The organism is Bartonella sp. B39 (genome assembly GCF_053795145.1).
Window position 1 is genome coordinate 458,832 of sequence record NZ_CP200036.1, and the last position, 21,241, is coordinate 480,072.

At 38.2% G+C, this 21,241-nt stretch carries 16 protein-coding genes; 2 read left to right on the forward strand and 14 right to left on the reverse strand.

Annotation, left to right across the window (positions count from 1 at the left end; genetic code table 11):
* Positions 1 to 296: 296 nt before the first annotated feature.
* Positions 297 to 830, forward strand: coding sequence for a methylated-DNA--[protein]-cysteine S-methyltransferase (locus tag V4P57_RS02015; protein WP_455466538.1), 534 nt, complete (start codon positions 297 to 299; stop codon positions 828 to 830).
* On the opposite strand, the gene V4P57_RS02020 is transcribed toward V4P57_RS02015, so the two are convergent.
* The 14 genes from V4P57_RS02020 to V4P57_RS02085 form a co-directional block, all read right to left on the reverse strand.
* Positions 817 to 3,138, reverse strand: a complete 2,322-nt coding sequence (locus V4P57_RS02020) for a PAS domain-containing sensor histidine kinase (protein WP_455466539.1) — start codon at positions 3,136 to 3,138, stop codon at positions 817 to 819. The two genes, V4P57_RS02015 and V4P57_RS02020, sit on opposite strands and share 14 nt — an antisense overlap.
* Positions 3,139 to 3,417: 279 nt before the next feature.
* Complete coding sequence (gene pepN, locus V4P57_RS02025; RefSeq protein WP_455466540.1) at positions 3,418 to 6,045, reverse strand: aminopeptidase N; 2,628 nt, start codon at positions 6,043 to 6,045, stop codon at positions 3,418 to 3,420.
* Between the two features lie 79 nt (positions 6,046 to 6,124).
* A complete protein-coding gene (locus tag V4P57_RS02030; protein WP_455466541.1) occupies positions 6,125 to 6,952 on the reverse strand; it encodes a uracil-DNA glycosylase in 828 nt (275 codons plus the stop codon).
* A gap of 124 nt (positions 6,953 to 7,076) precedes the next feature.
* Positions 7,077 to 7,835 (reverse strand): hydroxymethylpyrimidine/phosphomethylpyrimidine kinase, encoded by a 759-nt coding sequence (locus V4P57_RS02035; RefSeq protein WP_455466542.1) that lies wholly within the window; start codon positions 7,833 to 7,835, stop codon positions 7,077 to 7,079.
* Positions 7,826 to 8,431: a thiamine phosphate synthase gene (locus V4P57_RS02040; protein ID WP_455466543.1), complete on the reverse strand. Its 606-nt coding sequence runs from the start codon at positions 8,429 to 8,431 to the stop codon at positions 7,826 to 7,828. The genes V4P57_RS02035 and V4P57_RS02040 overlap by 10 nt, the downstream gene beginning before the upstream one ends.
* A complete protein-coding gene (locus tag V4P57_RS02045; RefSeq protein WP_455466544.1) occupies positions 8,428 to 9,201 on the reverse strand; it encodes a thiazole synthase in 774 nt (257 codons plus the stop codon). Before V4P57_RS02045 ends, V4P57_RS02040 begins: the two co-directional genes overlap by 4 nt.
* A gap of 4 nt (positions 9,202 to 9,205) precedes the next feature.
* Complete coding sequence (gene thiS, locus V4P57_RS02050) at positions 9,206 to 9,403, reverse strand: sulfur carrier protein ThiS (protein WP_455466545.1); 198 nt, start codon at positions 9,401 to 9,403, stop codon at positions 9,206 to 9,208.
* A 3-nt stretch (positions 9,404 to 9,406) separates the two neighbouring features.
* Positions 9,407 to 10,357 carry a glycine oxidase ThiO gene (gene thiO / locus V4P57_RS02055; RefSeq protein ID WP_455466546.1) on the reverse strand — a complete coding sequence of 317 codons (951 nt, stop codon included), beginning with the start codon at positions 10,355 to 10,357 and terminating at the stop codon, positions 9,407 to 9,409.
* The gene (thiC, locus tag V4P57_RS02060) at positions 10,354 to 12,189 is read right to left on the reverse strand and encodes a phosphomethylpyrimidine synthase ThiC (protein ID WP_455466547.1); all 1,836 of its coding nucleotides are present in this window, start codon (positions 12,187 to 12,189) and stop codon (positions 10,354 to 10,356) included. The genes thiO and thiC overlap by 4 nt, the downstream gene beginning before the upstream one ends.
* Before the next feature lie 1,657 nt (positions 12,190 to 13,846).
* Positions 13,847 to 14,641, reverse strand: a complete 795-nt coding sequence (locus V4P57_RS02065; RefSeq protein ID WP_455466548.1) for a heme ABC transporter ATP-binding protein — start codon at positions 14,639 to 14,641, stop codon at positions 13,847 to 13,849.
* Entirely contained in the window at positions 14,638 to 15,735 is a 1,098-nt protein-coding gene (locus V4P57_RS02070) for a FecCD family ABC transporter permease (protein ID WP_455466549.1), read from the reverse strand. Before V4P57_RS02070 ends, V4P57_RS02065 begins: the two co-directional genes overlap by 4 nt.
* Positions 15,736 to 15,740: 5 nt before the next feature.
* Entirely contained in the window at positions 15,741 to 16,643 is a 903-nt protein-coding gene (locus tag V4P57_RS02075; protein WP_455466550.1) for a heme/hemin ABC transporter substrate-binding protein, read from the reverse strand.
* Between the two features lie 16 nt (positions 16,644 to 16,659).
* Complete coding sequence (locus tag V4P57_RS02080) at positions 16,660 to 17,703, reverse strand: hemin-degrading factor (protein WP_455466551.1); 1,044 nt, start codon at positions 17,701 to 17,703, stop codon at positions 16,660 to 16,662.
* A gap of 269 nt (positions 17,704 to 17,972) precedes the next feature.
* Positions 17,973 to 20,150 (reverse strand): TonB-dependent hemoglobin/transferrin/lactoferrin family receptor, encoded by a 2,178-nt coding sequence (locus tag V4P57_RS02085; protein WP_455466552.1) that lies wholly within the window; start codon positions 20,148 to 20,150, stop codon positions 17,973 to 17,975.
* Between the two features lie 243 nt (positions 20,151 to 20,393).
* On the opposite strand from V4P57_RS02085, the gene V4P57_RS02090 reads away from it, so the two are divergent.
* A complete protein-coding gene (locus V4P57_RS02090) occupies positions 20,394 to 21,170 on the forward strand; it encodes an energy transducer TonB family protein (RefSeq protein WP_455466553.1) in 777 nt (258 codons plus the stop codon).
* The last annotated feature ends 71 nt before the right edge of the window (positions 21,171 to 21,241 follow it).

The following is a 21,241-nucleotide window of genomic DNA, read 5'->3' on the forward strand; positions in this document are numbered from 1 at the left end:
TTTATTCTTTATGTAGAGCGGGTTAATAATTTACTTTAACATGCTAGAACTGTACGCCTTAGAATGCATCATCATTTGTCTTCTTATAGAGCTATTGGATTGAGGTATAAAAGATAATTCGGATTCTGGCTGTTCTATTCGCTATTCTATAAAATAGATTAAGTGCGATTTTGAGTAATGCTTAAAGAGATGGATTTTAGGGGAGATTTTGTTTTACCTTGTAAAGGGTGTGATGAGGAAATCTCTTTATTTTATTTATGGTGTTTAAATTTTTTAGAAATATAAAAAAGGCTAAAATGTTGAATATTTCCCGAAAGAGAATATTTTGTTTGAGAAACGTCTCAATAGGAGGGCTTTTGGTAGCAAAGTCTCAAAAAGGGGTTTGTAATATAGCGTTGGGAGATACTACAGAACAATTATTACAGGAATTCATGGTATGTTTTGGTAATGCAAAACAAGTGGATAATGACAATACATTTAAGAGGGAAGTTGCACATATTATAGCAATGATAGAAACTCCTAAGTTAGTAAGGAAATATAATTTTCCCTTAGATATAAATGGTACAGTCTTTCAACGGAAAGTATGGGCGGTATTATGTAAGGTACCGTGTGGGGAAACAATTTCATATGAAGCATTGGCGCAACATATCAATATGCCTAAAGCTTTTCGTGCAGTTGCTAATGCTTGTGCATGTAACGAGTTAGCGTTGGTTATTCCTTGTCACCGTGTGGTACGCAAGAATGGTTTTATTTCTGGTTATCGTTGGGGTGTCAGGCGAAAAAAGATTTTGCTACAAAGGGAACAAAAAGGAGAATTTAACTTTGTTTAATGGGCATTGTAATGGTTACAGTTGTGCCTTTCATTTCTTTAGAGATAATTTCAAGTTTTCCTTTATGGAGTTCTAGCAAGGAGCGTGAAATGGCTAGGCCAAGACCTGAACCAGTATGGGTTTTAGTAAGTTGATTTTCGACTTGTTCAAAAGGTTGCCCAAGTTTTTTTATCGCTGATTGAGGAATACCAACTCCTGTATCCTTAATTTTACAAATAAGGTTATTTTTTTTACCAAAAGCGCAGATATCAATACTTCCTCCAGAAGGTGTGAATTTAACAGCATTAGAGATAAGATTAAGGAAGATCTGTTTCATAGCACGGATATCAACTTCTGCGTGCAGTTCTGGAGCAATATTTGTTGTAACAGAAATATTTTTTTCTTGAGCTTGGGGTGTAAGTGTTCGCACTGCTTCGCTGATGATGGGCTCGAGATTGATATTTTTACAATCAAGGGAAAATCTACCAGCTTCGATTTTGGACATATCAAGGATATCATTAATAAGAGTTAGCAGATGTTTTCCTGAATTGTAAATATCGTGCATATATTCTTTATAGCGTTCTGAACCAAGAGGGCCAAAGGTGGATTGCAACATGATATCTGAAAAGCCTAGAATAGCGTTAAGTGGAGTGCGCAATTCATGGGACATATTAGCCAAAAACTCTGATTTAGCTTTGTTAGCACTTTCAGCACGCTCTTTTTCTGCCTTGAGACTTTTATTAAGTTTTTCAACTTCTGTTGCACGTTGTTGAGCATTTCCTCGAGCACGTTTGAGTTCTTGAATGAAAGAAAAAAGGCGTCTTTCACTGTCTTCAAATTTTTCCTGTTGTTGTTTAAGCTCAGAAATATCTGTACCAATACAAACAAGCCCTCCATCTTGTGTACGCCGTTCATTAATTTTGAGCCAACAACCATCTGCAGTTTGGCGAATACTGGTTAAGTTACCAGTACCATCATCTTTGAGGGGATATTCACTAATTGCAGGGCGAGCCATAGCTTCTACGGTTACACGTTGGATACCTGATTGTAAAACCTGTTTAGGGATCGCTGCATATTCGCAAAACTTGCTGTTGGACATGACTAAACGCCCTTCTGAATCCCATAACACAAAAGATTCAGAAATATTTTCAATCGCATCGCGGATACGAAGATCGGCTTGTGCTGTTTCTTCTGCAAGCTGGCGTTGTTCACTAATATCGAAGGCAATACCAACCAAATGAGGTTCTTCTTCATCCGTAACTTCAGCACGAATGCGCATCCAGACATAATGACCATCGGCGTGGCGCATAGGGACATTAATATCGATATGTTTTTTTTTACCGCTCATTAATTCCTGAGCAAGATCAAAAAAGTTCGCATCATTTGGATTAATAATGGCGGTAATTTGGGAAATTGATAGCAGTGCATCCTGAGGTATATAGCCGAGCATTTCATAAATTGCCCGTGACCAGTAAACACGTCCACTTGCCATATTCCAATCCCACAGTCCACAGCGTCCACGCATCATGGCCATATCAATACGGTTTTGAATTTTTTCTGAAATAAAATCTGTATTACGTGCACGTACAATTTGATTGTAATAAGCATAGAGAAGAGCCAAAATAACACCGGTAGTTGCTATAAACAGGGTTATATTTAGCGAGAAAATTTTGTGCCATTCCATATAGATATGTTGCGTTTTTTCGCTGACGAAAACACCGAATTGTCCATTTTCTGTTTTGTACAATGAAGCAAGTGCAGGGGCATTTTTTCCTATTGTGATTTTCATGATTCCAGCGTGTTGTCCCAGAGATTGTAAGGCAATGCTCTCAGAGATAAAATCCTTTAAAGGCTTTCCTAAAGTAATTTCTGAACTGGATGAAGCTAGGACACTGCCTTTTTGATCGACAATAGCAATAACAGTGCTGGTTTTGATAAGACCTTTGTTACGAAAATTGGTAAGGATATTTTGTAAATGATTATGAGAAAGAGCAGCAGCTTTTCCTTGTCGAGTGGCGGCAAGTAAGTCGTGGTCAATTGTATTGGTAATGTGAGAAGCTAAGAGAGTGATGGTAGAACGCGTGTTTTTATAAATTGTGTTGCGCCAATCATAGATTGATAGGAAACGGATTGCCGCTAGCACAACAAGAAATGCAAGAATTACAAATGGGAGTGAACGTCGCAGCCAAGGTTCAATAAAAAGAAGTTTTTGATAGGCTGAACTAGAAAACAGATTGATATGCTCTTTCTGCGCTTTATGATTTTGAGCGTTTGATTTTGAATCAGCATACACCTCCGTTGGCGCATGATATGCGTCCAATTTAGCCATTTTTAGTTCCTTTAATTATGGAATAATGTAATTTAAAAACTGCTTCAATATTCATAGTAAACCCATAGGGAGCAATGAATCAAAACAGGAGTCTTCTGTCCAGTCTTTTTTTTAAAAAAAGTAATTTTACTTTTATGAGCGTGGAGTATGGAAATGAAAAGGAATCTGAACAAGCCTCATAAACAGGCTTAAATAACCTGTTTATGGGCTTACCGTTACCGAAGAGTTAAATTATTATTTTGCATGAAAAATACTATAACATATTGATTATAATATTTTTTAAGAAAGTATGCGATTGATGATATCAGCCACATCGCTTGACAATTGAGGAGCTGCTGCAATTGTTTTTAATGCGGTTTCAAGTTTTTGTTGCCGAATGGGCTCTAATTGTCGCCAAGAACGCAGAGTTGTTAATAACCATGAAGCAAGCTGCGGATTTTTTTTGTCAATTTCTAAAATAATTTGGCAAAGAAAATCATAGGAGGCACCATCAACTCTGTTAAAGCCTATTAGGTTATGAGACGCGAAGACACCAATCAAGGCACGCACACGATTGGGATTATCTTTTGAAAAAAGCGGATGTTGCATAAGTTTTTTAACATGATCAAGTGTTGATGATCCTGCAACCATTGCTTGAATGGAGAACCATTTATCCATGACTAAAGGATCATGATGATAGCGACTTTCAAAATCATTTAAGGCATTTTGCGCTTGCTCACTTTTATTAAAGCGCTTTACTAACGTGGTTATACTAGCCATACGGTCAGTCATATTATCAGCAGTTGCATATTGTGTAGCAGCACGATTTGGTTTGGCTTCGGCGATGGAGAGATAGTCTAGCATAATATTTCGCAATGCTCGTTTCCCAGCTTGTGCAGTGTTTGGTGAATATGGTTCATGAGTCCCAATTTGCATATAAACTTTTGTGAAGAGTCCTTGATGTGTACGCGCGAGCGAAGCTAAAAATTGATTGCGCACATGGTGAATACGCTCTGGATCAACATTTTTACCAAGTGTATGGGCAAGTTCAACTTCGCTCGGTAAACTTAAACAAAATGCACGAAACTCAGGTTCAAGACTTTCATCTGTAATGATAGCTTCAATCAATTTTATCAAAGCAGAGGGCATACCCTCTTTTGCTTTTGCTTCATCTTGAATGGCTTGGATGAGCGCTTGTGTCATTAAATGGTTAAGTGATTGCCAGCGATTAATTTGGTTGCTATCATTTTGAGCAAGAAAGGTGAGTTCGCTTTCATTGAATGGAGTTTGTAGATTGATAGGTGCAGAGAAGTCTCTAAGCAGTGATAAAACCGGTTTTTCTCTCACTCCTCTTAATATGAATGTTTGGTTTTCTTTAGAAAGAAGCATAACATCTGATTGAATCTCCGCATCAGCTTCATAGGTGAGAGGCTCTCCGTTGTGTCCTAAAAGTCCAAAAGCGATAGGGATAAGCATAGGTTTTTTTATATTTTGTTGCGGTGTTGTTGGAATATGCTGCTTTGCATGGATTGTGAGAATGCCATCACTGTAATGATGATTGATTTCTACATGGGGTGTGCCGGCTTGTTCATACCACAGCATGAATTGTGAGAAATCTCGACCAGAGACTTCAGCAAAACAAGCAATGAAATCTTCAATTGTGCAAGCTTGTCCGTCATGACGTTGAAAATAGAGATCCATACCTTTACGAAATAGCGTAGAGCCTAAAAGAGTATGCACCATGCGAACCACTTCCGCTCCTTTTTCGTAAACGGTTGTGGTATAAAAATTATTTATTTGACTATATTGGCGAGGGCGAACAGGATGGGCAAGTGGTCCAGAATCTTCAGTAAATTGTCGAGCTTTCAATATTTTTATGTTTTCAATTCGCTGTAAGCTACGTACATTTTGATCTGAGGAAAATTCCTGATCACGGTACACCGTTAATCCTTCTTTTAAGCAGAGTTGAAACCAATCACGACAGGTAATACGATTACCGGTCCAATTATGAAAATATTCATGTGCAATGACGCGTTCAATATTTCTGTAATCATGATCAGTTGCTGTTTCAGCATCTGCAAGAACATATTTATCATTAAAAATGTTGAGTCCTTTATTTTCCATTGCTCCCATGTTAAAATCGGAGACAGCAACAATATTAAAAACATCAAGATCGTATTCGCGTCCGAAACGCTGCTCATCCCAACACATGGAACGTTTGAGAGCATCCATTGCATAAGTTGCTCGTTTGGTTTTTCCCTTTTCTACATAGATACCAAGTTTGATACGCCGACCAGATACGGTGGTGAAATAATCTTCTATTTTATCAAGATCACCACCAACTAAAGCGAAGAGATAAGATGGTTTAGGATAAGGATCTTCCCAAGTAGCAAAATGACGGTTACCCTCAAGAGTTCCTGTTTCCACAAGATTTCCATTGGAAAGCAAGATAGGGATTTCTTGAGAATCGGCTTCGATTGTTACTGTATAGGTAGAAAGAACATCTGGGCGATCGTAAAAATAAGTTATACGACGAAAACCTTCCGATTCACACTGTGTGCAATAGACACCGTTTGAAAGATAAAGTCCCATGAGTTGGCAGTTGCTTTCAGGATTCAGTTTTGTGACTAATTGCAACGTGAAAGGGGTTGCTGGTGGGTTTGTAATTTCTAGATATGAAGGCGTTCTCTTGTAAGCGTTTGAGGGTAATGCCTCACCATTGATAGCAACGGAAATGAGAGTAAGATCATCACCAGAAAGCACAAGAGGCATTCTCTCTTTTGTACTGTGGCGCGCTTCAATCAACAATGTTGCTGTCACGGAGGTTTTTTGGGGATCTAAACAAAAGTAAAGCTGTGTTTTGAGGATAGCGTAAGGTGTTGGTTGGTAATCTTCCAAACGATAAATGGGTGTTGTTGGTTGTTCCATAATTTTTTCCTGACTGTATTTTAAGGGTGCAAATGATAGAAAGGACGTTTCTATTTTAGGGGCAGGTAAGATTGAAGAATTACGAGAGATTATCTAAGCGGTTTTTTACTTCTAAGAAGTCTATCCATGTAAGCTTTTTTTGACTCGGCGTTCTGAGCAGATAAGCGGGATGAAAAGTTGGCATAACAGGTATTTCAACTTCACCTTCTCCTACATAAGTATGCCATTTCCCCCTTGTTCGGATAATTCCATTTTGAGTTCCAGTAAGAAATTGTGTAGCAATCCCTCCTAATGCTATCAGAATGCGAGGCTTAGCCAGTTGAATATGTCGTTCAATGAAGGGACGGCATAATGCAACTTCTCTTGGTGTTGGTGTTCGATTTCCTGGTGGACGCCATGGAATAGTATTGGTTATATAAACATTTTGTCTCGTGAGTCCGATCGCTGAGAGGATTTTATTAAGCAACATACCAGCTTTTCCCACAAAAGGAATGCCTTGCATATCTTCTTCGCGTCCTGGTGCTTCTCCGATAAGCATGAGTGCGCTTCCTGCTGTTCCATCTGAAAAACATGTATTTTTCGCTGTCAGTTTTAAGGAGCAACCATTAAAAGCGAGAAGAGCAGATTTTAATTCATCAAGTGTATTTGCACTTTTAGCTATTTCTGTAGCGGAAGGTTCACGTTGCATTATACTAGGGTTAGGCAGCAGATGATGATGTAACTTGATGGTTGGCGATGTCTGTTGATTATGAGAAATATTTGCTGTTTGTATCGATTTTTTCTCTGAAGAAGCAGATTGGTTAAAACGGTCAATAGGCGCATCAGTCAGCACGGCATCAACACCACTTTCTTTATAGAAGCTTAGAAGTTCTTCATACGAGATTGAATACTGAGTTTGGTTTGACATTGTTTTTTCTTACTCATCGATCCGTTTATGAATAAATCAGATAGAATTATTCTTCAAGCTTTATAATATTCTCGTTTCTAATCTTATTATAAGAATGTCGATGCAACATAACGTGATGTTAATTTTAGGGCTCTTTTTGACAGTGGTTTAAAAGTAATGTGTGGGTATATGCTTTTGCTTTTTTTACCGCTTCAGTCATAGATTCATTTAACGCCAAATGCGCAGCAATAGCGCTGGAAAGGGTACAACCTGTTCCTCGCATTGTTCCCGTTAAACGTGGTGCGGAAATATGTAGAATTTCAGTTTTATTAATAAAGCTATCCGTCACTAGATGGCCCTCTGCATGTCCACCTTTTATCAATATTGAGTGTGGACCAAAAGATAGAAGTTTTTTTGCTTGTTGTATTGCTTGCTTATCATGAGATGCCAATGGACTTTGGCTAAGAAGAGCGAGTTCTTCTCTATTTGGTGTTAAAAGATCAACATGAGGAAGCAGTTTATCTATCATAGTGTTGATGATTGTTTCCGTTGTTAGCTTTCCTCCTGATGAAGCGACAAGTACAGGGTCCAGAATAACTGGAACATGGGGATAGTCTTTAAGTACGTTACAGATTGCTGCTACAATTGCTTTTGTCCCTGTCATACCTATTTTTATTGCGCTTATTGGATTTGCTTCTAGGGCAGCACGCATTTGCGCAGCGACGATGTCTCCATGCATTGGAATGATTTCGGCAACGCGATTATCATCTTGTACGTTAACACAAGTGATTGCTAAATTTGCTTTTATTTGAAAATGTGCAGTGGTTTCTATATCACGAACAATACCGGCACCTCCTGTTGGATCAGTGCCCGCAACAATAAGAATGGAAGGTATCAACGCCATGTTTTTGTCACTTTTATCCACTGTTGTACACGCTTTTCAGGTTTTTTATGGAGGATAATATCAGTTACAACAGCAGCACTATTTGCTCCTGCTTTTAAAACACCAACTGCGCGTTCTGGTGTTAAACCGCCAATACCCACCAAAGGTAAAGTACCAATCCGCTTTCTCCATTGTTTGATTTTTTCTAGTCCTTGCGGCATCCATTTCATTTTTTTTAAGATTGTCGGATAAATAGGACCAAGTGCAATATATTCAGGATTAACAGAGAGTGCGATATCCAATTCATGTTCATCATGTGTACTAAGACCAACTTTTATACCACTTTTACGAATTGCGTGAAGATCAGCATTGCTTAGATCTTCTTGTCCCAGATGAATAAAATTGCACTTTTCATCAATTGCTATTTCCCAATGATCATTAATAATTAATTGTGCTCCCAATTTATTGCATGTGTTTTTTGCGCGCTTGATATGTTGACGGATTATTTGTTGATTTTCATGTTTCATACGCAATTGTACGAGCTTGATACCAAGAGGGAGCAAACGTTCAACCCAATCAGCGTTATCAACGATGAGATAAAATGGATCCAGTTTCATGAAAATACTGCTTTTCCAATGACTGGCGTTGAAGGGACTGCCACATTACGTGCTTCGACCATGCCAGCTTTATATCCTATACGTCCTGCTTGAACAGCTTTAGAAAATGCTTCAGCCATTAAGATAGGATCACCTGCTTTAGCAATTGCGGTGTTAAGTAGTACTGCATCATAACCGAGCTCCATCGCAATGGCGGCATGTGATGGGCGTCCGATGCCGGCATCAATAACAAGAGTAGCATCAGGAAGGTAAGCACGGATAGAACGCAGTCCATCAGTATTATGAGGTCCTTTGGCAGAACCAATAGGAGCACACCAAGGCATAATAACACGGCAACCAATGTCGAAAAGTTTTTCAGCAACAATAAGATCATCCGTTGTGTAAGCAAAAATTTTGAAATCTTCATTGTTTAAGATTTGCGCTGCTTCTATTAAAGAAAAAACATTTGGCTGTAAGGTGTCTGGATTTCCTATGACTTCGAGTTTAATCCAAGCTGTTTTAAAAAGATCTCTTGCTAATTGCGCTGTGGTTACGGCTTCTTTAACAGTATAACAACTAGCGGTATTAGGAAGCACTGTTACCCCAAGTTCTTGAAGAAATTGCCAAAATTTTCCACCTTGTTTTCCACCTGCAGTTTCACGGCGCAAGGAAACAGTCACAATTTCCGTATTCGATTTATGAATAGCATCACGAAGGATTGCTGGTGAAGGATATTGCGCTGTACCTAATAGAAGACGGGAAGAGAATTGCCGTTCATAAAGATTCAGCATAATTTTAGCCTCCTTGCATTGGGCTTAAAATTTCAATTTTATCTCCTTCATGCAAGACAAATTGACTTCGTGCATCTATGGGAACAACTTCAGCGTTAACAGCGGTTGCAAGCCAATTTCTTTCATATCCCAATTCTTCAAGCAAGAGACCGAGAGTCATAACTTCTGTTTGGATTTTTTCACCATTAACAAATATTTGCATGCTTTACTCCAATGCCAATTTCATTGCTCGTTTTGCCATTTCTGGAGACAAAAGAAAACCATGTCTATAAAATCCATTAATAGAAATATAGTTACCATCTTTATACACAGAAGGGAAGTTATCAGGATAACATGGACGAACACCAACGCCAGATTCAATAATTTCTGCTTCAGCAAAAGCAGGATGTAGAGTATAAGCTGCATTGAGTAATTCCATCATTGATCTCACAGAGATTGCACCATCAAAGTCACTCTCAATCATTGTTGCGCCAATCATAAAAATATTATCTTGTCGCGGTACAATGTAGAGAGGAATCCGTGGATGAAGAAGACGAATTGGACGCGAAATTTTAATATCGGTGCAATGCACGAGAAGCATTTCGCCGCGTACGCCCCGTATATTTTTGTCTTTTCCTAAACGTGCTATTCCTGTCGCATCAATAACAATATCAAAATTTGTTTCAGCCGTCTCTGCATCAACAAAATACGCTCCATTGTTAAGAAGCTTTTCTTTTAAAGCCATAAGTGCTTTGCGAGGATCAATATGGGCTTCATTTTCATAAAAGAGCGCATAGTTAAAACGTTCCGCAAGATCTGGTTCAATATGAGCTATTTCTGTATTATCTATGGTTTTATGATTATGCGTGCGCGCAGAAAATCGTTCAAGCTCTCCTCTATCTCGTGTAGGTGCAACCACTAAAGTGCCTTTTTGTATGACAAGGTTGGGGAGCGTTTTACGCCACCACTGTATAGCTTGTATACCAAGATCTTCAACAATCTGTTCCGCATTTTCTCTTTCACAGTAAGGTGCCAGCATTCCTCCTGCATACCAACTAGCACTTCCTATGGGTGAATGAGGGGGAGCCGATACAGTAACAGAAATACCTTTTTGTTGTAACATAAAGGCAACTGTTAATCCTCCGACACCCGCACCTTTGATAAGAATGTTCTTCAACTGTTTATTTTCTCTTTTTGAGGAGGAACAATTTCCATATAAAGGTCACCATTTTTTTGATATTTTTTGGTCATGGCGATCATACCTTCCTCTTTTGTTTTTCTTATTGCTGCTGCCTCACGAATATCATGGGAAATACGCATAGAACAGAACTTTGGTCCACACATGGAACAAAAATGCACCAATTTATGAGCTTCTTTAGGCATTGTTTCATCATGAAAGGCACAGGCTGTTTCCGGATCAAGAGAAAGGTTGAATTGATCATGCCATCTAAAATCAAATCGTGCACGCGAAAGAGCATTATCGCGCAATTGTGCTCTAGGCAAACCTTTGGCAAGGTCAGCGGCATGAGCAGCAATTTTATAAGTAATCACACCAGTTTTTACGTCATTTCTATCGGGGAGTCCTAGGTGTTCTTTAGGTGTTACATAACACAACATAGCGGTTCCAAACCATCCAATCATAGCGGCACCAATTGCTGATGTAATATGGTCATAACCAGGAGCAATATCGGTTGTAAGAGGTCCCAAAGTATAAAAAGGCGCCTCATGACAAAGATCTAATTGTTGCTCCATATTTTCTTTAATTTTGTGCATTGGAACATGTCCAGGACCTTCAATCATAACCTGTACATCTTTTTCCCAAGCGATTTTTGTCAATTCTCCCAAAGTTTTAAGCTCTGCAAATTGGGCTTCATCATTGGCATCAGCAATAGAGCCAGGGCGCAATCCATCCCCCAATGAAAGAGAGATGTCATACGTGCGTGCAATATCACAAATTTCATCAAAATGTTCATAGAGAAAACTTTCCTTGTGATGATGCAAGCACCATTTTGCCATAATAGAACCACCTCGTGAAACAATACCTGTTACCCGATCAACGGTCAAAGGGATAAAAGGTAATCTTAATCCCGCATGAATGGTAAAATAATCAACACCTTGCTCTGCTTGTTCAATAAGGGTATCACGGAAAATATCCCATGTTAAGTTTTCAGCAACACCCTGTACTTTTTCGAGTGCTTGATAAAGTGGAACAGTCCCGATGGGAACAGGGGCATTTCGAATAATCCACTCACGAATATTATGAATATTTCGACCTGTTGAGAGATCCATAACTGTATCTGCTCCCCAGCGAATGGCCCAAACCATTTTATCAATTTCTTCTTCCATAGATGAAGTTACTGCTGAATTGCCAATATTGGCATTAATTTTAACACGAAAATTACGCCCAATAATCATAGGTTCACATTCTGGATGATTAATGTTTTGTGGAATAATGGCGCGTCCACAAGCAATTTCATTACGAACAAATTCGGCAGTATAAATTTCTGGTATTGATCCAGCAAATGTTTCATTTGATAGTACATTCTGCCGTTCTTTTACTGCTAATCCTTCATTTTCTCGTATAGCCACATATTCCATTTCTTCGGTAATAATGCCTGCGCGTGCATAAGCCATTTGTGTAATTGCTTTGCCATTTTTTGCTCGTAAAATGGGACGTTTTTGTTTAAAGGTTGGTGCAAGGTTTTTATCAGAAGCCAATCCATTATCTTCAGGTTTAACTAATCGTGCAGGATAAGTTTCAGTATCATCCCGCTTAGAAAGCCAAGGCAAGCTAATTGCTGGCAAGCCTTTTGTAATATCAATGATCATATCTTTATCTGTGTAGGGGCCAGAAGTATCGTAAACGTTTAAAGGTTTTTCACCACTGCCATCAGTCAGTGAAATTTCACGCAATGGTACGCGCACATCAGAAAATAGGAGGCTCTGTTGATAAATTTTGCGTGAAGCGGGAAAGGGGTTGCAACTGATTGATGGAGTATTTTTCTGCACAAATTTTTTCCTTATAGACACAGAGTTCAAAAATAGGCTGCGATGTTAATGGGGATATATTCAAATTATCAGTCACGAGTATGCGGATAAACAAAAACAGTACTACTTTATAGCAAAGCAAACCCAATAAAGTTCAAGAAAATTTATTTTGAAAAATTAATACAATATCTATTCTAATATTTGCATTCCTCCTCCCACTTTAAGTATTTTTGTTAGCACGAATATGATTGGCTTAAATATCTATATTGTCAATCATAAAAATATGTTTTAAGCGATTTTAGAGAGTTTTAGGGGAATAAAAACAGGTATTATGAAGAGGAAATTTAAATGCTAAGTTTTTTATAAAGGACAGTAAGATTAAAAATTTATTACCAAAATGATGGGACCTATACTTATCGTTTCTATTGTTTTATCCTTTATTCTGCATTTCCGTGTAGCTCTTAGGATGATCCAGTAGCCAGTCTTTAGTAATCAGCATTCTTTGTATGATGTTATGCTGTTCTCTATTTTACGAACAGTGCTTTGAATTGTGATATTTTTGCTCCTAAAATTATGGCACGTCTTATTGCGCATTTTCTTAATCTGTGTGCTCATTTTTTATCTGTTCGGGTGCAATTTTTTAAAATATGTCATCAAAGCTGTGCTGGACAAAAATTTTACCACTTTTATCACAGCAGTATGAAATCCTACAGCTATATTAGGTAAAATAGAGTAACATTTGGTTGAAATTGATTGTTTTTTTTATAGAAAGTGTTTTCTGTACGTTTTTTGAAGAAGCCGTGATTAAGGCTGTTGAGAATCCTGGTAGTGAAAATAGCAGTGAGGGTTTTATCTTAGCTATAAGCGTGGTAGGGAGAGATCAGATATATTTGTTTGTGCTCTGTTAATTTCAGAAATCATTTCTCACTTTTGCAAGTGAAACAGAAACGCGTCCTGTTAATACAACGGTTGTTTATGCCATAAAATCGTGAGGCTTATCGAATGATAAATATTCATCCGTAATCTCTATGCAGATCGTAGATAATTCATATGCCATTAATTAAGATATTTGTGAGCGTTAAAAACGATATTTGAATGATTTCTCAGTTAGCAATTTTAGACGCATCATGCTAAGATATAACTCGTTGCAAGAAAAGATAAGTCGAAAGTTATTTTTCTCTTTATGAATATAGCCGCATGAAGAAAATTAGTAAATGTCATTGAAAATTTATAGCGAGGTGGTTTATCTCAGAATGCATGAAGTTATAATATTTTCCGTGTGGAGAAAAAAATGTATTTATCACGCGTATGAAATACTGAAACGGTACTATCGTTATATTTTCCTAAATTCGATATGCTACTACTCTTACATTAAGATAGTTCATCGGGGCCATATTTCGTGCTTTTTCAGACGGCTTTTATCCACACGAAGGTCCCTTTTCTGATGTGTAAGTAAACGATTTTTTTTATTTTTAATAAGATGATAACATAAAATAACATTACGGTATTTGATACTTTAATCTAATATGACAGATGATAAATTACATTTATAAATAAGTGTATTAATAAAAAAATAATTTTCAAAAAAACAAATCCTAAACATATCTGCATATTTCATTTTGTAGTACAGTTTGAGTTTTTGATTTAAGCAGACAGTTCTCTGAAAAACAACGCTATTTCATAGGCAAGACGCTGTTTGAGGCAATATAAAAGGGATATCTGCTTTAGGTAACTCAGAGACGGTTAAGGAACAATGATAAGCATCGCGTAGATTTTGCGTTGTCAAAACGGTAGAGGCGCTCCCCTCGCAATAAATCTTTCCTTGCTTTAACAATATCATTTTATCTGCATAATGTGCGGCAAGATTGAGATCATGGAGAACGGCAAGAACACCACCACCACAATTGGCAAAGCTTTTAGCGATATTCATAACAACGATTTGGTATTGGATATCGAGGTTAGCAATAGGTTCATCTAATATCATCCAACGAGGTGTTCCATTATAAACGGGTTTCCAGATTTGGCAAAGTACACGAGCGAGTTGCACTCTGACTTGTTCTCCACCTGATAATTGGTGATAGTATCGGCTGCCGTAGTCAGCAAGACCGACGCGTTCTAAAGCTTTTTGGATAAGATTTTTCAATTCGATTTTGGCAATGGTAAATTGGTTTACAGAAAGACCAAGTCCTACAACTTCATGGACTAAGAATGGAAATGCTAGCATTGTTGATTGTGGTAGCACTGCACGTATCTTTGCCATTTCATAAGTTTTTGTCTTGCTAACATCATGACCATTTAAGGTCATGTTTCCACTGTAAGGAATTTCTCCACTTAGCGCTTTGACGAAAGTACTTTTCCCAGATCCATTTGGACCGATAATGATAGTAAGATCACCACTTTTAGCGTGAAGGTCTATATGGTTAAGAATCTGCCTTTTCCCGCGTTGAACACAAATATCGGTTGCCTCAATCATGAAAAATTTGTTCCTCGTTTGCATATAAGGATCCACAGGAAAAAAGGCGCACCAAAAAGTGCTGTGACGATTCCGATTGGCAATTCTGCGGGAGCAACAATTAAGCGTGCAAGGGTATCAGCAAAAATAAGTAATGCTGCCCCCAAGAGAGCGGAATAGGGAATAAGATAAAGGTGATCGGGGCCAATCAGCTGACGCAGAATATGTGGAACAACAATACCGATAAAACCAATGCCACCACTGACAGCAACTGCGCTGCCACACATAAGGGCAACAAGGAGAATAGCAAGATTTTTAACCCGTTGAATATGGAAGCCAATATGGCCAGCAACAGCTTCTCCAAGAGCAAGAGCATTAAGTGCTCGTGATAAAAAGGGTGAACAAAGAAGACCAATACAGATAAAAGGTAGAATAAGCCAAACTTTTAACCATGTTGCACCCGCAAGAGAGCCAAGATTCCAAAAAGTGATGTCACGCAATTGTTGGTCATTTGCAACAAAGATTAACGTTCCTACAACAGCACTGCTTAAAGCACCAAGAGCAATACCAGCAAGAAGCATTGTTGCAATAGAAGTAAAACTATGATGCGTTGCTATTGTATAAAGAACAATTGTTGATAAAAGTCCGCCAAAAAAAGCACCTATGATCACTTTGTAAGGTTCTAGAAAAGGCGCTAATGAAACAGGAAAAGCAATACCGACAACGATTGCTAAAATAGCGCCAAGACCTGCACCTGCGGAGACGCCTACGATTCCAGGATCGGCAAGAGGATTACGGAAAAGCCCTTGCATAAGAACACCAGAGACAGCTAAAGCTGCTCCAACCAACAACCCCAAAATAACACGGGGCAGCCTAATATCGATAAGCACGAGATAATCACGCGTTTTACTACTTACTGAAAAGTCTTGTGTAAGCATTATACGAAAGAAATCAAAGAAGGAAACGTCTGAAGCACCGTTCAAAAGCCCGCCAAAAATGCTGAAGATGAGAAATATTATTAAACTTAATGATAGAATCCTTCTCAAATTTGTACGATCTATTCGTTTATTCTCTTTTGTTTCAGATGCATACACTACGGATGTACTATCTACCATTTCTATCAGCTCTTATCGTTTTGGTTTACACCATAAAGTATATTAATAAGTTCTCTCGATGCATCTGCAGCGCGTGGACCAAATCCTAAAAGATACATAGCATCCATTTGTTTAATAGCATGATTTTTTGCTGCATTTGTTGCTTGAATTGCCGGTATAGCTAAAATTTTTTCAAGGCTAGTGGATCTTCCACCATGTTTCACAAGTAAAATAAAATCAGGGTTTGATTTTAATAATGCTTCACTATTTAGAAGCTTATACCCTTTGTAATCTGTGATAGCATTGATACCACCCGAAAGTTTTATCATACCATCAGCAGCTGTACCTGTCCCAGATGCCATAACGCGCCCATTTTGTACGGATAAAATAAAAAGGACACGCTTGGGTTTTGTTACTTTTGCCAAAAGTGCATCATTATTCACAAAGTCATGGCTTAGTTTTTTAATTAATGCAGCTGCTTGCGCTTCACGATGAATGGCTTTTCCAACGATGCGAATCTTTTCTATAACACTTTCGCGGGAGTAGTTTTCTGGCACAATCACTATAGGGATTGATGTTTTTTTAAGAATATCAATTGTTGAAGGAGGGCCGCTTCCTTCAACGAGCAATATGCCTTCTGGAGCAAGTGATAAAACACCTTCAGGTGAAAGAGCACGCATGTAGCCAAGTACAGGAAGTTTGAGTGCTTCTTGTGGATAAACGCTTGTACTATCGCGGGCGACAAGTTGATCTTGAGCTCCCAATGCATAAACGATTTCTGTAAGAGATCCGCCAATAGAGACGATCCGTGCATTTTCAGAAAAATGCGTTGTAGGTTCAGCAATTACTTGTTGAGAAAAGTAAGGAAGAGAAAACAGTATAAAAATAAGAAAAAGGCTTGATAGTTTACGCAAAAAAGGTGTAGACATGTCCAACTTTACCTTTCTAAGCTACCACTGCTTTTTGACATAAGGGGAGACCGCTTAGTAAGGAGCGCCAATCTTCACGTTCTTTTTTGCCTTCTTTTCGCATACCAAAGAATTGAATAAGCATCTCACCATTTTTATCAAAAACTTCAAGTGAACTGACGTAACCATCATTGGTAGGTTTGCGAACCCACCATACACTATCGATCCCAGAAACCAATAAATGTAAGTGAAATTTTTGATCGAGAATATTAAGCCAAGATCCAGTTTGTTTAACATTTTTTACTTGCCCACTAAAAATTTGGATACATCCCCTATTACCAACAAAGCACATAATTGGTATTTCGTTCTGTGCAACTCGATTGAGCATAATTTCAACAGCTTCTATCCTTAACTCATCGGCAAATTCGTTACCAGCATATTTCACAGCATCATACCGATTAATTTTAAATTCAGAAATAATCCTATGTAGCTGGTGTACATCAGTCATATTTCGCCAACGGTTCCGAAATTGCTCAACATCAAACTCCGCCGTATCATTTTGAATTGGAAAAGGAATAGGAAGGATATCAAGAACAGATGATTGGTCTTCATGACGCAATTTCTCAACAAGTTTATTCCATTTTTCCGTATTTGTCGTGTCATTAGAATAGAGTTTAAAAACAGCAACACCATATTGATCAAAAAATTGCAAACTTTTTGTAGGCTTTCCAAGGATAATTACATCATATTCAAAACCAAATTTCCATTGTTTTGAAAAAATACGCAAATCGATTTCACCAAGCGTGATAGGGGTATGTTGACTTTGGATAATTTTTTCAAAACATCCTGTTATTTCATGAACGGCATATTCATTACGCGTCAACGCCATAACTTTTCCAAGCTGAGGAGCGGCCTCCAATAGAGTAGCAACATCAGTTTGTAGTTTTTTTGCTTTTCCTACTGTACAGTAAGCAGCAACAAATTCTGCTTCAGATATACCAATAGAGGCTGCAAAATCACGATTCCGCATCTCTTTTTTTTCTTCACGCAAACGAATAATCATTTCAGCTGTATACGACATGGATTTTCCCTGTGTTACCCCAAAGGGTTAACTTTTAAAATTTTACAACCTGAAGGTAATGGATTGAACCACTCTCGACGAATAGCTCAACCCATCATAAATAAGCCCTCTTGTTATCAGCAGCAAAACAACCAAAAATCGATAAATCAGAAATAATTAAAGCTTCCCTTTTAAGTCTCTGCAATTTACACAAAAACGAGAACAGGAACACAATAACGTCCCCCTTTATCGATACAACTTCCCACTGGTCTAGTAGTTAACAGAAGTAACTAAAACTTTTGCACAAACGACACTTTAAAGTTACGGCCAGGTTGGCTGTAATAATCCCTTGGTGAAGCACTTTTGCTAGAAGGAATATCTGATATATCCCAATATTTTTCATTGAAAAGGTTATAAACACCAGCTCTTACAATAGGTCCTTTCTCGCCAAACGGTTTCCACCAACCTAATATATCAACAGTGTTATATCCCGGAATTTTTTGATTATCAGCTTCTTTAGCAACTCTGTCACGTTTGGCCGCTAAAGTAAGTACAACATCTGTTCCCCAAGTAGCTTTCGCATATCCCAATCCGATAATTGCTTTCAAAGGTGGAATTGAGTCAAGATATTCATCTTTGTCAAGATCTTTTCCTTGTGAGTAGGCAAGAGCAAAATTGCTACGAAATCCACTATTAAGAATCCAATGCGCTTTTGTTTCAACGCCAAAAACCCGCACACGCGAACGATTTATGTAATGCTGACGAGAAAACCTGAATTCTTCTGATGGCCCTTTATCCATGGTATCTATGAAATTCTTATATTGATTGACAAAAGCATTGAAAGAACCACCAAAATTCACATCTCCATATCGTATACCAACATCATACCCATTGCTTTTTTCTGACCGAAGGTCGGGGTTTCCTTTCATATAATAAAGAGGAGGTTTGGTGTAAGAAAGGTAAAGCTCCGAAGCTCGCGGCGCGCGAAAAGCTTGTGCCCACTGGGCATAGAGTGTCACTTGATTATGAATATCCCATTCCATTCGTAATTTAGGAGAAAAACGTGAACCACTTCTTTCTGGAGGATATTTGTCAGAATTTAGTGCTTTCTCATAAGAGGCTGTTTTTTGAGGACTATGTTTATACCAATCATAACGTCCCCCAGGTATTACACGAAAACGGTTATCGGCCAAACCAATTTCATCCTCGAAAACAAGACCAAAATTATAGCTATTCGTATCGGGTGATTCTGATCGATTAGCAGGCAAAAAAGCACATCCTTGTGCATTTTCTTTCAAATGACAATTGTCTTTACCTAACATATAATGATGAAATTTAGATGACGAAACATCAGTAGCAAGCTTTAATGTATGATTTACCACACCAACATTCACCTTTTTAAGAGCGTAAGCACTGAAACCATAACTGGTATCACGTACCAAATTATCTCTTAAATAATCCCCTTCTGGTGCCCGAACACGAAATCCACTCATAACGTTATTATTTAATTGTCTCTGCCAATGAAGCTGGCTACGAAACGCATCAAAAAGTGTATCTCCATTGCCACTATAGTTATAAGAAAGAGATAAACGCTCACGGTGCTTATCATCCTGATCATAAACGGAACCTGGGGCATACCTTACCGATGCATTTAATAAATGTGTATTTCTGCTATAGCCAAAACGTTCTGCTGTAAAATCAAGACGGTGGTTGTCATTAAAGTATTGATGAATCTTAAACAGTAAATTATTTTTGTCAAAGTCGACCGGATTTTTACGTGTACGTTCTCCATAGCCATCTACGGTTCCCATATTTTTGCGCTCATGACCTTCTGTATGAGATCCTTGGAAAAGCAAGAATGTTTTATAACTACGTACCGCAAAAGCCTGACTTACGCGCCAACTATTATCAACAGAATGATAACCGCTTTTTATAAGGCTACCCCAGTTCTTTCCTTCAGTGATAAGGTCTTCAGGATTAAGAGTGCGCAAAGCAACAACCCCTCCTAAGGCACCAGATCCATAAAGACTAGAATCTGATCCTTGAATAATATCAAACGTAGAAAGAGCATCAAAGTCAAACGTTGTGTTTCCGCTGTTTCCCCGTACTATATCTGAAACCCATGGAAGATTAATACCATCCATTGTTGTAAGAACACGCTGTGCGTCCAAACCACGAAGCATGAAACTGTTATTGCTTGCGTTGTAAGTTATGGACGGATCAAGACGACCAATTTCATGGGTATCACTTATTTGTTTTTCGCTAATATCCTTAGCGGTTTTACGACTGGTCAGAATGGTTACTGAACCTGAAGCATCCTCTATTTTTTTTTCTTTAATAACAATCGGTTTAAGCTCAGTTACAGCATCCTTACTACTGTTTTTTGCAAAAACAAATGAAGGTATACAGACCGACAACGCACTTAAAATCACACAACTTTTATGGATATTCTCTCGTCTTATTCGCATAACACATCATAACCTCTTTTAAATAACCCCTCCCTAGCTTGAAACTTTATACATATAAAAAGCTTAACATACCAATTACAAATAGCCTGCCAAGCAAAAGCGATTTTGGATTGAGCAAAAAATCACGAGGAAACCATATTAAACATGATAAAATCAGTCAAGAAAAAAGTTGCAATTTAAAAATAGCTCGTTTTAATGAGGTTTAACACCAATATTAAGCTTAGAATAGCGGCGGAAAAAACTATGATTTTTGCAAAGACGAGACGGTTATTAGTTCTTTGGATTGGTGGGTTTATTTGCGCTTTCCTTTTGCATATTGCATTGGGAACACAGTTTTATTTCTATAGTACTGGTGTAAGTAATAACATGCTCTCACCTACGATTACGCTAACTTTTGTACAAGAGCCTCTCTATCCAGATGCCGATGCAGATTTACTAGATGTTGATACAGATTTATCTAATGTTGGCACAGAGCTAGAAGAGTTGCAACCTGATCTTTCCGAGCGGGAGTCAGAGATATTAGAAGCAGTGAATGAGATTCAACCGGAAGAACCTCCGCATATTGTGGAAAAAGATGATTTTGCGATTCTCAAATCTTTGGAAAAAACGCTTCCTCAAAAAGTGGAGTATAAAGTGCTTGATAAAAAACCAATGCCGAAGGCTTTGGTAAAGCGGCCTACGATAAAGGCAGTGCGTTCGTCTACTACTAGTCAGGGTGGTGATACGGCAGCACTTGAGGATGCGTTGTTAGTAGAGTGGTTGGCAAAGGTACAGGCGCAATTAGAAATGCAAAAAGAATATGTTGTGAAACAGCGTATCAGTCGTGCAAAAGGAACGGTGAAGTTAGAATTTAGGGTGCATGAGCAGGGGAGTATTTTTTCCAGCCGTATTTTCGTCTCTGCTGGTAATCTGGAACTTGATCGGTTAGCTATGGCAGCACTTCAACGTGTGGGCTCTTTTCCTCCTCCTCCTCCATCAAAAGTGAACAAAATTATCAGAGTGTCCTTGATATTTAGCTGATTTTCACGGATTTTCTGGTGAATTTTCACATACTTTATATCTATAATTGCTACGATATTATGGTTTATAAG

What these genes read in the sequence shown, in the direction of transcription:
- V4P57_RS02015 (WP_455466538.1), top strand. Translation starts at nt 297, where the DNA reads ATGTTGAATATTTCCCGAAAGAGAATATTTTGTTTGAGAAACGTCTCA.
- V4P57_RS02020 (WP_455466539.1), bottom strand. Translation starts at nt 3,138, where the DNA reads ATGGCTAAATTGGACGCATATCATGCGCCAACGGAGGTGTATGCTGAT.
- V4P57_RS02090 (WP_455466553.1), top strand. Translation starts at nt 20,394, where the DNA reads ATGATTTTTGCAAAGACGAGACGGTTATTAGTTCTTTGGATTGGTGGG.
- V4P57_RS02065 (WP_455466548.1), bottom strand. Translation starts at nt 14,641, where the DNA reads ATGATTGAGGCAACCGATATTTGTGTTCAACGCGGGAAAAGGCAGATT.
- V4P57_RS02045 (WP_455466544.1), bottom strand. Translation starts at nt 9,201, where the DNA reads ATGCTGAATCTTTATGAACGGCAATTCTCTTCCCGTCTTCTATTAGGT.
- V4P57_RS02040 (WP_455466543.1), bottom strand. Translation starts at nt 8,431, where the DNA reads ATGAAACTGGATCCATTTTATCTCATCGTTGATAACGCTGATTGGGTT.
- V4P57_RS02035 (WP_455466542.1), bottom strand. Translation starts at nt 7,835, where the DNA reads ATGGCGTTGATACCTTCCATTCTTATTGTTGCGGGCACTGATCCAACA.
- pepN (WP_455466540.1), bottom strand. Translation starts at nt 6,045, where the DNA reads ATGGAACAACCAACAACACCCATTTATCGTTTGGAAGATTACCAACCA.
- V4P57_RS02070 (WP_455466549.1), bottom strand. Translation starts at nt 15,735, where the DNA reads ATGGTAGATAGTACATCCGTAGTGTATGCATCTGAAACAAAAGAGAAT.
- V4P57_RS02085 (WP_455466552.1), bottom strand. Translation starts at nt 20,150, where the DNA reads ATGCGAATAAGACGAGAGAATATCCATAAAAGTTGTGTGATTTTAAGT.
- V4P57_RS02030 (WP_455466541.1), bottom strand. Translation starts at nt 6,952, where the DNA reads ATGTCAAACCAAACTCAGTATTCAATCTCGTATGAAGAACTTCTAAGC.
- V4P57_RS02075 (WP_455466550.1), bottom strand. Translation starts at nt 16,643, where the DNA reads ATGTCTACACCTTTTTTGCGTAAACTATCAAGCCTTTTTCTTATTTTT.
- V4P57_RS02080 (WP_455466551.1), bottom strand. Translation starts at nt 17,703, where the DNA reads ATGTCGTATACAGCTGAAATGATTATTCGTTTGCGTGAAGAAAAAAAA.
- thiS (WP_455466545.1), bottom strand. Translation starts at nt 9,403, where the DNA reads ATGCAAATATTTGTTAATGGTGAAAAAATCCAAACAGAAGTTATGACT.